Source organism: Sphingomonas qilianensis, assembly GCF_039614825.1.
GTDB lineage: Bacteria > Pseudomonadota > Alphaproteobacteria > Sphingomonadales > Sphingomonadaceae > Sphingomonas > Sphingomonas qilianensis.
On sequence record NZ_JBDIMF010000001.1, the window covers coordinates 1,014,735 to 1,027,153 of the forward strand.

The 12,419-nt window shown below is 64.0% G+C and carries 9 protein-coding genes; 6 read left to right on the top strand and 3 right to left on the bottom strand.

All coding sequences use genetic code 11. The annotated features are described in order from the left end of the window. Positions 1 to 77: 77 nt before the first annotated feature. The 5 genes from rpoC to ABC969_RS04935 all read left to right on the top strand — a co-directional run bounded on the left by rpoC (position 78) and on the right by ABC969_RS04935 (position 8,538). The gene (gene rpoC / locus ABC969_RS04915) at positions 78 to 4,352 is read left to right on the top strand and encodes a DNA-directed RNA polymerase subunit beta' (RefSeq protein WP_345863371.1); all 4,275 of its coding nucleotides are present in this window, start codon (positions 78 to 80) and stop codon (positions 4,350 to 4,352) included. Between the two features lie 194 nt (positions 4,353 to 4,546). Continuing rightward, positions 4,547 to 5,914, top strand: a complete 1,368-nt coding sequence (locus ABC969_RS04920; RefSeq protein WP_345863372.1) for a M48 family metalloprotease — start codon at positions 4,547 to 4,549, stop codon at positions 5,912 to 5,914. Further along, positions 5,911 to 6,660, top strand: a complete 750-nt coding sequence (locus ABC969_RS04925; protein WP_345863373.1) for a DsbA family protein — start codon at positions 5,911 to 5,913, stop codon at positions 6,658 to 6,660. Before ABC969_RS04920 ends, ABC969_RS04925 begins: the two co-directional genes overlap by 4 nt. A 172-nt stretch (positions 6,661 to 6,832) precedes the next feature. Continuing rightward, positions 6,833 to 7,765, top strand: a complete 933-nt coding sequence (locus ABC969_RS04930) for an ABC transporter ATP-binding protein (RefSeq protein WP_345863375.1) — start codon at positions 6,833 to 6,835, stop codon at positions 7,763 to 7,765. Then, entirely contained in the window at positions 7,762 to 8,538 is a 777-nt protein-coding gene (locus tag ABC969_RS04935) for an ABC transporter permease (protein ID WP_345863376.1), read from the top strand. Before ABC969_RS04930 ends, ABC969_RS04935 begins: the two co-directional genes overlap by 4 nt. A 169-nt stretch (positions 8,539 to 8,707) precedes the next feature. Here the strand turns inward: ABC969_RS04935 and glpX are convergent, their stop codons facing one another. From glpX to ABC969_RS04950, 3 genes are all read right to left on the bottom strand, one after another. Continuing rightward, a complete protein-coding gene (gene glpX / locus ABC969_RS04940) occupies positions 8,708 to 9,676 on the bottom strand; it encodes a class II fructose-bisphosphatase (RefSeq protein ID WP_345863377.1) in 969 nt (322 codons plus the stop codon). 90 nt (positions 9,677 to 9,766) lie between these two features. Next, positions 9,767 to 10,582 carry a 2,3,4,5-tetrahydropyridine-2,6-dicarboxylate N-succinyltransferase gene (gene dapD, locus ABC969_RS04945; RefSeq protein WP_345863379.1) on the bottom strand — a complete coding sequence of 272 codons (816 nt, stop codon included), beginning with the start codon at positions 10,580 to 10,582 and terminating at the stop codon, positions 9,767 to 9,769. Beyond that, positions 10,579 to 11,244 (bottom strand): pyrimidine 5'-nucleotidase, encoded by a 666-nt coding sequence (locus ABC969_RS04950; RefSeq protein WP_345863382.1) that lies wholly within the window; start codon positions 11,242 to 11,244, stop codon positions 10,579 to 10,581. Before ABC969_RS04950 ends, dapD begins: the two co-directional genes overlap by 4 nt. Before the next feature lie 168 nt (positions 11,245 to 11,412). Here ABC969_RS04950 and ABC969_RS04955 point away from each other — a divergent pair, with 168 nt between their 5' ends. Beyond that, complete coding sequence (locus tag ABC969_RS04955) at positions 11,413 to 12,411, top strand: LLM class flavin-dependent oxidoreductase (protein ID WP_345863383.1); 999 nt, start codon at positions 11,413 to 11,415, stop codon at positions 12,409 to 12,411. Positions 12,412 to 12,419 lie beyond the last annotated feature (8 nt).

Genomic DNA, 12,419 nt, shown 5'->3' on the forward strand with positions numbered 1-12,419 from the left:
CCCTCCCCCAACCCCTCCCGCACGCGGGAGGGGAGTTAAGGGGCCCTCCCGCAAGGTGAGGGAACTGGAGAATCAGAATGAACGAACTGACCAATTTCGCCAATCCGGTCGTCAAGGCCGAGACTTTCGACCAGATTCAGATCGGCATCGCCAGCCCGGACAAGATCCGTTCGTGGTCGTTCGGTGAGATCAAAAAGCCGGAAACCATCAACTATCGCACGTTCAAGCCCGAGCGTGACGGCCTGTTCTGTGCGCGCATCTTCGGTCCGATCAAGGATTACGAGTGCCTGTGCGGCAAGTACAAGCGCATGAAATACAAGGGCATCGTCTGCGAGAAGTGCGGCGTCGAGGTCACCGTTTCGAAGGTCCGCCGCGAGCGCATGGGCCATATCGAGCTGGCGGCGCCCGTCGCGCACATCTGGTTCCTGAAGTCGCTGCCGAGCCGCATCGGCCTGCTGCTCGACATGCAGCTCAAGCAGCTCGAGCGCGTGCTGTATTTCGAGGCGTATATCGTGATCGAGCCGGGCATCACCCCGCTCGAAAAGTATCAGCTGATGACCGAGGACGAGCTGCTCGACGCGCAGGACGAGTATGGCGAAGATGCCTTCTCGGCCGGCATCGGCGCCGAAGCCGTGCGCATCATGCTGCAGGATCTGGATCTCGAGGGCGAGCGCAAGGAGCTGCTGGAAGAACTGGCGGTTACCAAGTCGGAACTGAAGCCCAAGAAGATCATCAAGCGCCTGAAGGTCGTCGAATCGTTCATCGATTCGGGCAACAAGCCCGAATGGATGATCCTCGAGGTCGTGCCGGTCATCCCGCCCGAGCTGCGCCCGCTGGTGCCGCTTGACGGTGGTCGTTTCGCGACGTCGGATCTGAACGATCTGTATCGCCGCGTGATCAACCGCAACAACCGCCTGAAGCGCCTGATGGAGCTGCGCGCGCCGGACATCATCGTCCGCAACGAGAAGCGCATGCTGCAGGAGGCCGTCGACGCATTGTTCGACAATGGTCGCCGCGGTCGCACGATCACGGGTGCCAACAAGCGTCCGCTGAAGTCGCTGTCCGACATGCTCAAGGGCAAGCAGGGCCGCTTCCGTCAGAACCTGCTCGGCAAGCGCGTCGACTATTCGGGTCGTTCGGTCATCGTGACCGGGCCGGAACTCAAGCTGCACCAGTGCGGCCTGCCCAAGAAGATGGCGCTCGAGCTGTTCAAGCCGTTCATCTACGCGCGTCTCGATGCCAAGGGTCTGTCGATGACCCTGAAGCAGGCGAAGAAGTGGGTCGAGAAGGAGCGCAAGGAAGTCTGGGACATTCTCGACGAAGTCATTCGCGAGCACCCGGTCATGCTGAACCGCGCGCCGACGCTTCACCGTCTGGGCATCCAGGCGTTCGAGCCGGTGCTGATCGAGGGCAAGGCGATCCAGCTTCACCCATTGGTCTGCTCCGCGTTCAACGCCGATTTCGACGGCGATCAGATGGCCGTGCACGTCCCGCTGAGCCTCGAGGCACAGCTCGAAGCGCGCGTCCTGATGATGTCGACCAACAACATCCTGTCGCCCGCCAACGGCAAGCCGATCATCGTGCCGTCGCAGGACATGGTGCTGGGCCTGTATTATCTGTCGATGCTCAAGGAAGACGAGCCCGGCCAGGGCATGATGATTTCGGACATGTCCGAAGTGCATCAGGCGCTGGAAGCTGGCGCGGTGACCCTGCACACCAAGATCATCAGCCGCGTTCCGCAGATCGATGCCGACGGCAAGAGCATCATGAAGCGTTACGAGACGACGCCGGGCCGCATGCTGCTCGGCGAGACGCTCCCGCAGGCGCACAAAGTGCCGTTCGACACCGTCAATCGCCTGCTGACCAAGAAGGACGTGGGCGACGTGATCGACGAGGTCTATCGTCACACCGGCCAGAAGGAGACCGTGCTGTTCGCCGATGCGATCATGGCACTGGGCTTCAAGCATGCGTTCAAGGCGGGCATCTCGTTCGGCAAGGACGACATGATCATTCCGGACGCCAAGATCGGTCTGGTCGATGAGACCAAGGCCTTGGTGAAGGACTTCGAGCAGCAATATCAGGACGGCCTGATCACGCAGCAGGAGAAGTACAACAAGGTGATCGACGCCTGGAGCCGTTGCGGCGACCAGGTGGCCAACGCCATGATGGACGAGATCAAATCGGTGAAGAAGCTGCCCAACGGCCGCGAAGCACCGATCAACTCGATCTACATGATGGCGCACTCCGGTGCCCGTGGTTCGCAGGCGCAGATCAAGCAGCTCGCCGGCATGCGCGGGCTGATGGCCAAGCCATCGGGCGAGATCATCGAAACGCCGATCATCTCGAACTTCAAGGAAGGCCTGACCGTCCTTGAATATTTCAACTCCACCCACGGCGCCCGTAAGGGTCTCGCGGATACGGCGTTGAAAACCGCCAACTCGGGCTATCTCACGCGTCGTCTGGTCGATGTTTCGCAGGATTGCGTGATCATCGAGCTGGATTGCGGCACGACCCGCGCGCTGGAAATGCGCGCGATCGTTCAGGGTGGCTCGACCATCGCGTCGCTCGGCGAGCGTATCCTGGGCCGCACCACGGCCGAGGACATCATCGATCCGAAGACCAATAAGGTTGTCATCCCATCGGGCACGCTGCTCGATGAGCCGATGATCACCACGATCGAGGCGCTGGGCACGCAATCGTGCAAGATCCGCAGCCCGCTGGTCTGCGAAACGAAGATCGGCGTGTGCGGCAAGTGCTACGGGCGCGATCTCGCCCGCGGTACGCCGGTGAACATCGGTGAAGCGGTCGGCGTTATCGCCGCGCAGTCGATCGGTGAGCCGGGCACGCAGCTGACCATGCGTACGTTCCACATCGGTGGCGCGGCGCAGCTCAATGAAACGTCCAACCTGGAGGCAGTGGCCGACGGCACGATGGAATATCGTGACCTGCGCGTCATCGTCGATCAGCGCGGCCGTCGCGTGGTGCTGAGCCGTTCGGGCGAAGTGGCGATCGTCGACATGGATGGCCGCGAGCGTGCGGTGCATCGCATCCCCTACGGCGCATACGTGCTGTTCGATGATGGCCACATCGTCGAAAAGGGCGACCGGATGGCCGAATGGGATCCGTTCACCATGCCGGTGATCACGGAAAACCCGGGCGTGGTGAAATATGTCGATCTGATCGAGGGCAAGACGCTCACCGAGCAGGCCGACGAAGCGACCGGCATTTCGCAGCGGGTCGTCACCGAAAACCGCGGCATCGCCTCCAAGAAGGAGGATCTTCGTCCTCGCCTGACGCTGACCGGCGACAGCGCGGAAGAAGCCGGCCGTTACATGCTGGTCGCGGGCGCCACGCTCTCGGTCGAGGATGGGGCGACGGTCCAGGGCGGCGACGTGCTGGCGCGTGTCAGCCGCGAGAGTGCCAAGACGCGCGACATCACCGGTGGTCTGCCGCGGGTGGCCGAGCTGTTCGAAGCGCGCAAGCCGAAGGAAAATGCCATCATCGCGAAGGTCTCGGGCCGTGTCGTGTTCGGCAAGGACTATAAGGCCAAGCGCAAGATCGGCATTCAGCCCGAGGATGGCAGCGAGGTCGTCGAGTATCTGGTGCCGAAGTCCAAGGTGATCGACGTGCAGGAAGGCGATTACGTCAAGCGCGGCGATAACCTGATCGGCGGTTCGCCGGATCCGCACGATATTCTCGAAGTGCTCGGTATCGAGCCCTTGGCCGAATATCTCGTGTCCGAAATCCAGGAAGTGTATCGTCTGCAGGGCGTGAAGATCAACGACAAGCACATCGAGACGATCGTTCGTCAGATGCTGCAGAAGGTTGAGATCACCGATGGCGGCGACACCACGTTGCTGGCGGGCGAGCAGGTCGATCGCGACGAGATGGACGAGTATAACTCCAAGCTCGACAAGAAGCAGGTCAAGGCACAGGGCAAGCCCGTGCTGCTCGGCATCACCAAGGCGTCGCTGCAAACGCGCAGCTTCATCTCGGCGGCGTCGTTCCAGGAGACCACGCGCGTGCTGACCGAAGCTTCGGTGCAGGGCAAGAAGGACACGCTGACCGGCCTGAAGGAGAACGTGATCGTGGGCCGGCTCATCCCCGCCGGTACCGGCGCGGGCATGAACCGGATGCGCATCGCCGCCTCCAGCCGTGATGCGGTGCTGCGCGTGTCGCAGCGCAAGATGGCCGAAGTGTCGATCGCCATGGCCAATTCGGCCGCCGAGGAACGTGCTGCCGAAAAGCTGCGCAACGTGGCGGACGATACCGGTGATGATGCGCTGGGCGCGGTCGTGACCAGCGGCACGGGCACCGATGCGGATGCGGGCGATTACCTGATCAAGGAGTGATCGGGGCGCGCCTCATCGGCATGAACTGAAAGAAGCGCCGTCCGGGATGTCCCGGGCGGCGGTTTTTCGTTGGGGCGGTCGCCGGCGGGCCGGCGGCGATTGGCGCCTGCCCGCTTCACGGCCCGTTCACGCGCCACGACGCATCGCTGCATCCTCCGATTGCCAGCGCTGGAAAACTCCCCGATATGTGCGTCATGAAACGCAGCAGCGCGAAGTCCTGGATCGCCGGTGTCGCGGCCTCCCTGCTGCTTTGGGCGCAGCCCGCGGCGGCGCAATCGATCCTGCGCGACGCCGAGACCGAACAGATGTTCGCCGATATGTCGCGGCCGCTGGTGGTCGCCGCCGGGCTGTCGCCCGCCAATGTCCGCGTCGTGCTGATCAACGATGGCTCAATCAACGCCTTCGTCGCCGGCGGGCAGACCGTTTATATCCATTCCGGGCTGCTCGCCGCGGCCGACAATGCCAATGAAGTGCAGGGCGTGATCGCGCACGAGCTGGGCCATATCGCCGATGGCCATGTCGTGCTGCAGGATGCCGGCAGCAAGCCGGCGATGGGCATCACGCTGCTGAGCATGGTCGTCGGGCTGGCCGCGGCGGTGGCCGGCGCGGGCGATGCCGGGATGGCGATCATGGGGCTCGGCCAGGCCGCCGGCATGGGCAAGTTCCTCGCCTTCAGCCGGGTGCAGGAATCGACTGCCGATGCCGCCGGCGCCAAATATCTCAACGGTTCCGGCGTCAGCGGGCGCGGCATGCTGTCTTTCTTCAGGAAGTTGCAGAGCCAGGAATATGCCTATGGCCTGCGGAATATCGATCCGTTTGCGCAGAGCCATCCGTTGAGCGGGCAACGCATCGAAAATCTGCGCAACGATCTGATGGCCGGCAAATCATGGAACGCCAAACCCGATCTCGCGCTGGAGGAACGCTTCAAGCGCGTGAAGGCCAAGCTCAACGGCTATGTCGCCGATGCCAAGACCACGCTGAACACCTATCCGGAAGAAGATCAGAGCGTGTACGCGCATTATGCGCGGGCCTATGCCTGGCACAAATCGGGCTATCCCGCCAAAGCCGATGCCGAGGCGGCTGCGCTGATCAAGGCTGATCCGCACGATCCCTATTTCCTGGAGATCCAGGGGCAGATCCTGCTGGAAGCGGGCAAGCCGAGCGAGGCGATCGCGCCGTTGCGCGAAGCGACCGATCGATCGAACAATTCTCCGCTGGTGGCCACCACCTTCGGCCACGCGCTGATCGCCACCGAGGACGCCAAGAATTACCCCGAGGCGGTGCGCGTGCTGCGCCAGGCCGTGCAGCGTGACGATCAGAACCCGTTTGCCTGGTATCAGCTTGGTACCGTCTATGAGCGCATCGGCGATGAGCCCCGCGCCCTGCTGGCGACCGCCGAGCGCGCCAGCCAGAACGGCGATTCGCGCACCGCAGCCTATAGCGCGCGCGGCGCGATGGCCGGGCTTACCCCCAACACGTCCGATTGGATCCGCGCGCAGGACATCGCCATGACCGCGCAGAACGACATGGACGACAACCCGAAAAAGTATCGCAGACGATGATCTATGCCGAAACCAAATCCTCGCTGACGCTGGCCGCGCTGCTGCTGGCGGCGACATTGGCCGGCGGCGGCATCCTGTGGGTGGCGCAACGCGCCGCGCCGGGCGCATTAGAGGGGGCGGACAAGGCCCGTGTCGAGGAAACGGTGCGCGAGTATGTCCTGACGCATCCCGAGATCATTCCCGAGGCGATGAAGCGTCTGCAACAGCGCGAGACCGGCAAGACCATTGCCGCCAACCGCGCCGCGATCCTCGAACCGTTTGGCGATGCGTGGATCGGCAATCCCCAGGGCGATGTCACCCTGGTCGAATATTTCGATTATAATTGCGGCTATTGCCGCTCCAGCCTGCCGGCAATCGCCGAGCTGGTGCGCCGCGATCCGGGCGTGCGCGTGGTGTTCAAGGAATTCCCCATCCTGAGCGAGGACAGCATCACCGCCGCGCGGCTCAGCCTGGCGGCGGCGGATCAGGGCAAGTTCAAGGCCTTTCACGATGCGCTCTATGCGGCCGGGCCGGTGAGCGCGCAGACGATGCAGGCGGCGGCCAAGTCGGCCGGGATCGATCTGGCCAAGGCGGCGGCGATGACGCCCCGGGCCGAGGCAGAGATCGCCGCCAACCGCCAGGTGGCCCAGGCGCTGGGGCTGACCGGCACACCCAGCTGGGTGATCGGAACGAAGGTCGTCTCCGCCGCACTGCCGCTGGAGGAGCTGGAGAAGGCGGTGAAGGAAGCGCGGGCCGCGTCCTCCTAAGCCCCTCCCCTTCAGGGGAGGGGTTGGGGTGGGGGCGTGCCTCACGACGTTGCACCTGGGGAGAGCCCCCACCCCTTCCCCTCCCCTGAAGGGGAGGGGCTTTAAGATTCGTCCCGCTTGCACCCCACCGCCCTCACCCCCATCTCCACGCCATCCAAGGGGACCCATACACTTGCCAACTATCCTGTCCGTCGCCGGCGTCTCCAAGACGTACGATTCCGGCACCACCGCATTGTCACCGATCGACCTGCAGATCGAAAAAGGCGAAATTTTCGCGCTGCTCGGCCCCAATGGCGCGGGCAAGACGACGCTGATCAGCATCATCTGCGGCATCGTCACGCCTTCGTCGGGCACCATCACCGTGATGGGGCATGACGCGATCAAGGATTTCCGCGCCGCGCGCCGCCTGGTCGGGCTCGTGCCGCAGGAATTGTCGGTCGACATGTTCGAAACCGTGCTCGCCACGGTGAAGTTCAGCCGCCGCCTGTTCGGTCGCTCGGGCCATGACGCGTATATCGAGCAGGTGCTGCGTGATCTGTCTTTGTGGGACAAGCGCCATGCCAAGATTATGGAGCTATCCGGCGGGATGAAGCGCCGCGTGCTGATCGCCAAGGCGCTGAGCCATGAGCCCGATATCCTGTTTCTCGACGAGCCCACCGCGGGTGTCGATGTGTCGTTGCGCCGCGACATGTGGAAGCTGATCCATCGCCTGCGCGAGCGCGGCGTGACGATCATCCTGACCACGCATTATATCGAGGAGGCCGAGGAAATGGCCGACCGGGTCGGCGTGATCGACAAGGGCAAGCTCGTGCTGGTCGAGCGCAAGACCGAGTTGATGAAGCGGCTGGGCAAGCGTCAGGTGCTGGTGGCCTTGCGCCGCCCGCTAGCCGCCGTGCCCGCCGCGCTGGCCAATTGGGACGTCGAACTGGGGGACGAGGGGTATGTGATGCGTCACACCTTCGTCGCCGATGGCGATCGCGACGGCATTCCCGCCTTCCTGCGCAAGCTCGATGAGCTGGGCATCGAATTCACCGATCTCGATACGCATCGCAGTTCGCTTGAGGACATATTTGTCGACCTGGTCGGCCGGAAGGACGCGGCATGAGCGCGCATGGTTTCAACGCCCACGGCGTGTGGGCGATCTATCGCTTCGAAATGGCGCGCGCGCTACGTACCCTGTGGCAGAGCGTGGCCACCCCGGTGATCACCACCTCGCTCTATTTCGTCGTGTTCGGCGGGGCGATCGGCAGCCGCATGCAATCGGTGGAAGGTGTCGGCTATGGCAGCTTCATCGTCCCCGGCCTGATCATGCTCTCGCTGTTGACGCAGAGCATCTCCAACGCCTCGATCGGCATCTACTTCCCCAAATTCACCGGCACGATGTATGAGCTGCTCTCGGCGCCCATCTCGGCGATGGAGATGGTGATCGGCTATGTCGGTGCCGCGGCGACCAAGTCGGTCATCCTGGGGCTGATCATCCTCGCCACCGCCACCTTGTTCGTCGATCTGCCGATCCAGCATCCGCTGATGATGCTCACCTTCCTCGTGCTGACCAGCATCGCCTTCAGCCTGTTCGGCTTCATCATCGGGGTGTGGGCCAAGGGGTTCGAGCAACTGAATTTTGTGCCCGCCTTGCTGATCACGCCGCTCACGTTCCTGGGCGGCGCGTTCTATTCGATCGACATGCTGCCGCAGCCGTGGCGCACGGTGAGCCTGTTCAACCCGGTGGTCTATCTCGTCAGCGGCTTCCGCTGGAGCTTCTTCGGGCAAGGCGATGTCGGCGTGGGCGCGAGCCTGGCCTTCACCTTCGCCTTCCTGCTGCTGTGCCTCGGGGTGATCGCCTGGATCTTCAAGACGGGGTACCGGATGAAGAGCTGAGGTTGAGGGGCCAACGCCGTCTTCTAAAGCCCTCTCCTGCTCGTCGCGGGAGAGGGTTGGGTGAGGGTCTTCTTCTTTCGCCGCCCGAGAATAGAAGAAGCAGAAGACCCTCACCCAACCCTCTCCCATAAAGAATGGGAGAGGGCTTAGAAGGGAATGGCCGCGAACCTCAGATCCGGTGTTCGCCCTTGACCCAGCGTACCGTGCCGCTCGACGCGCGCATCACCACGCTCTCGGTGGTCATCGTGCCGCCCTTGCGCTTCACGCCCTCTAGCAGCGAGCCATCGGTCACCCCGGTGGCGGCGAAGATGCAATCGCCGCGCGCCAGTTCGGTCAGGTCATATTGCTTGTCGAGATCGGTCACGCCCCATTTGGCCGCGCGCCCGCGCTCGTCGTCGTTGCGGAACAGCAACCGGCCCTTGAACTGGCCGCCGACGCAGCGCAAAGCCGCCGCCGCCAGCACGCCCTCCGGCGCGCCGCCCGCGCCCATATAGATGTCTATCGTGGTATCGGGATTAGTCGTCGCGATCACGCCGGCGACGTCGCCATCGCCGATCAGCATGATGCCCACGCCCAGCGCGCGCAGCTCGGCGATAAGCTTTTCATGGCGCGGACGATCCAGCACGCAGGCGATGATCTCGCTGGGATCGACGCCCTTGGCCGCCGCCAGCGCGCGGATATTCTCGGTTGGCGTCTTGTCCAGATCGATGATGCCTTCGGGATAGCCCGGGCCGACCGCGATCTTGTCCATATACACGTCGGGCGCGTTGAGCAGTCCGCCTTGTTCGGCAATCGCCAGCACGGCGAGCGAGTTCGGCCCCGCCGTGGCGCAGATCGTCGTACCTTCGAGCGGATCGAGCGCGATATCGATCTTGGGGCCCTTGCCGATCGCCGAGCCTACCTTTTCACCGATGAACAGCATCGGCGCCTCGTCGCGCTCGCCCTCACCGATCACCACGGTGCCGTCCATATACAGCGAATTGAGCGCCTCGCGCATCGCCTCGACGGCGGCAGCATCGGCGGCCTTTTCGTCGCCGCGCCCGACCAGCTTGGAAGCGGCGATGGCCGCCGCTTCGGTGACGCGCACCATTTCGAGGACGAGGACGCGATCGAGTACCTGGCTGGCGGTGGTGGTCATGAGATTCCCCTTTGGGTTTGGCTTGGCCTAGGCAGGCTGCGTGACATTGTCGAGACGAGTCCCCCTCCCGCATGCGGGAGGGGAGGAGGATCAATCCCGCAGTAACTCGTTGATGCTCGTCTTGCTGCGCGTCTGCGCATCGACGCGCTTGACGATCACCGCGCAATACAGGCCGAGATCGCCCCCGGTCGAGCCCGGCACGACCACGGCATAAGGCGGCACCTCGCCCTTGAATATCTCGCCGGTCGCGCGATCGATGATCTTGGTGCTCGCCCCCAGATACACGCCCATCGCCAGCACCGCGCCTTCGCCGACGCGCACGCCTTCGGCCACTTCGCTGCGCGCGCCGATGAACGCGCCGTCACCGATGATCACCGGATCGGCCTGTAACGGCTCGAGCACGCCGCCGATCCCGGCGCCGCCCGAAATATGCACGTTCCGGCCGATCTGCGCGCAACTGCCGACCGTGGCCCAGGCATCGATCATCGTATTCTCGCCGACATAGCCGCCGATATTGACGAAGCTCGGCATGAGCACCGCGCCCTTGGCGATATAGGCGCCGCGCCGCACGATGCTGCCCGGCACGCTGCGGAACCCCGCGGCGCGATACCGCGTCGCATCCCAGCCCTCGAACTTGCTTGGCACCTTGTCGAACCAGGTCGAGCCGCCCGGCCCCTGGATCACCTCGTTGTCATTGAGCCGGAACGACAGCAACACCGCCTTCTTGAGCCACTGATTGACCGTCCAGCCGCCCTGCCCGTCCGGCGCGGCGACGCGCGCCTGGCCCGAATCAAGCAATTCGAGCGCGTCGTCCACCGCGCTGCGCACCGCGCCTACGGTGGTGAAGCCCAGATCCGCGCGGTCTTCCCATGCGGCATCGATCGTGTTCTGCAGATTGTCGCTCATGCGGCCTCCAATATTTCTTCCAGCCAGTGGCGGATGTCATGCGTGATGAAATCGACGTGCTCGTGGCTTTCGTCGGGTGTTTGCTCGGAGCCGTTATTCACCCACAAGGTGGTCATGCCAATCGCCTTGGCCGGCTTCAGATTGCGCGCCATATCCTCGGCGAACAGCGAGGCATGCGGATCGAGATCGAACGCGGCACACAGGCCGGCATAGGCCGACGCCTGCGGTTTCGGCGCCAGATCCATCGCATGGATATCGTGGATCGCCTCGAAACTGTCGCTCAGCCCCAGCCGGCCGAGCACGTTGGCGGCATAAGGCGTATCGGCATTGGTGAAGACGATCTTGCGCCCTGGCAGCTTGGCGATCGCCGCGGCAAGCGGGGCGTTTTCCTCCAGCGCGTCCATCTCGACATCGTGGACGAAGGCGAGGAATTCGTGTGGATCGACATCGTGATCCGCCATCAGCCCGGCGAGCGTCGTGCCATGCGCGTGGAAATAGCCCTTCTGAATGCGGCGCGCCTCGACCAGATCAACACCCAGCCGCTCGGCAATATACGCGCCCATCTTGGCATCGATGCCATCGAACAGCCGCGCGCTTGCCGGATACAGCGTGTTATCGAGATCGAAGATCCAGTTGCGGATATGGGTGAGGCGGGGATCCATGTGCGCGGCTCTAAGCGGGGCGGGCGTGAGGGGCAAGGCGGGAGCGGCTTGATAAGCCCCTCCCCTTCGGGGGAGGAGGGGCCGGGCTGAAGAAGTTGTGCGCCGTGCCCAAGAACTACTCCTGCGCCCGCGGGTGGCGTTATCAGCCGGGCTTCCTATCTCTGGTGCATGACAGCTTATTCCCTGCTCGATCTCGTCCCCGTCATCGACGGCGGCACCGTCTCTCAAGCGCTGGCCAATGCCGCCGATCTCGCGCAGCATGCCGAGAAGGTGGGCTTCCGCCGCTACTGGACCGCCGAGCATCACGGCATGGCCGGCATCGCCAGCGCGGCCACCTCGGTCGTGCTCGGCCATGTCGCCGCCGCCACGTCCACGATCCGCATCGGCGCCGGTGGCATCATGCTGCCTAATCATGCGCCATTGGCGATCGCCGAGCAATTCGGCACGCTCGATGCGTTGTTCCCCGGCCGGATCGATCTCGGCCTCGGTCGCGCCCCCGGGTCCGACCAGCGCGTCGCGCATGCCATGCGTCGCACGCTGAACAGCGACGCCAACGCCTTCCCGCAGGACGTGCTCGAATTGCAAAGCCTGTTCGCCGATGACGGCCAGACTGGCATCACCGCGACGCCAGGGGCCGGCGCGAACGTGGATCTGTGGATCCTCGGCTCCAGCACGTTCGGCGCGCAGCTCGCCGCGGCACTGGGCCTGCCTTATGCCTTCGCGTCGCATTTCGCGCCGGACGCGCTGATGAGCGCGCTCGCCATCTACCGTCGCGATTTCAAGCCCTCGGCCGCGCTCGATCGGCCGCATGTCATGGCCGGGTTCAACGTGTTCGCCGCCGATAGCGATGAGGAAGGCGAATTGCTCGCCAGTTCGCAGCAGCAGGCGTTCGTCGCGTTGCGCACCGGCAATCCGGGTAAACTCAAGCCGCCGGTCGCCGGTTATCGCGCGAGCCTGGGCGCGCAGGGCCAGGCGATCCTCGATCACACGTTGCAATGCTCGGCGGTTGGCGGCCCCGCCAAAGTGGCGCGCGAGATTGCCGCGTTCGTCGCGCGAACCGGCGTGGACGAGCTGATGGTGGCGAGCTCGATCTATGATCACGCGGCGCGCAAACGCAGTCTGGAAATTACTGCGGACGCGATGGCGGAGCTGAAGGTAGCCGCCTGACCTCTTAG

What these genes read in the sequence shown, in the direction of transcription:
- ABC969_RS04935 (WP_345863376.1), top strand. Translation starts at nt 7,762, where the DNA reads ATGAGCGCGCATGGTTTCAACGCCCACGGCGTGTGGGCGATCTATCGC.
- ABC969_RS04920 (WP_345863372.1), top strand. Translation starts at nt 4,547, where the DNA reads ATGAAACGCAGCAGCGCGAAGTCCTGGATCGCCGGTGTCGCGGCCTCC.
- dapD (WP_345863379.1), bottom strand. Translation starts at nt 10,582, where the DNA reads ATGAGCGACAATCTGCAGAACACGATCGATGCCGCATGGGAAGACCGC.
- ABC969_RS04955 (WP_345863383.1), top strand. Translation starts at nt 11,413, where the DNA reads ATGACAGCTTATTCCCTGCTCGATCTCGTCCCCGTCATCGACGGCGGC.
- rpoC (WP_345863371.1), top strand. Translation starts at nt 78, where the DNA reads ATGAACGAACTGACCAATTTCGCCAATCCGGTCGTCAAGGCCGAGACT.
- ABC969_RS04950 (WP_345863382.1), bottom strand. Translation starts at nt 11,244, where the DNA reads ATGGATCCCCGCCTCACCCATATCCGCAACTGGATCTTCGATCTCGAT.
- ABC969_RS04925 (WP_345863373.1), top strand. Translation starts at nt 5,911, where the DNA reads ATGATCTATGCCGAAACCAAATCCTCGCTGACGCTGGCCGCGCTGCTG.
- glpX (WP_345863377.1), bottom strand. Translation starts at nt 9,676, where the DNA reads ATGACCACCACCGCCAGCCAGGTACTCGATCGCGTCCTCGTCCTCGAA.